This window comes from Pseudoalteromonas sp. SIMBA_162, assembly GCF_046535955.1.
GTDB classification, from domain to species: Bacteria; Pseudomonadota; Gammaproteobacteria; order Enterobacterales; family Alteromonadaceae; genus Pseudoalteromonas; species Pseudoalteromonas marina.
On sequence record NZ_JAWJBQ010001128.1, the window covers coordinates 1 to 239 of the forward strand.

Annotated in this window: 1 protein-coding gene; it reads left to right on the forward strand. The window is 68.6% G+C overall.

Going from position 1 to position 239, the window contains the following annotated elements; translation table 11 throughout:
• Nucleotides 1-239: hypothetical protein (locus R0J88_RS23200; RefSeq protein WP_410901345.1), on the forward strand; the 239-nt coding region annotated here is incomplete at both ends.

Sequence of the window (239 nt, forward strand, 5' to 3'; positions counted from 1 at the left end):
TGATCGCGCGCCTCTTGCACCTGTCGGGCAAGCGCACCGGCCTGGCCTGCAGCGAAGGCCTGTACCTCGACCGCCGCCTGGTGCAAAAGGGCGACCGCGCCGATTTCGCGTCCGGCACCCGCGTGCTGATGAACCGCAACGTCGACGCCGCCGTCATCGAGAACGACAGCGGCGTGATCCTCGGCCAGGGCCTGGCGTATGACCGCTGCCAGGTCGGCGTGGTCACCAACATCGACGAC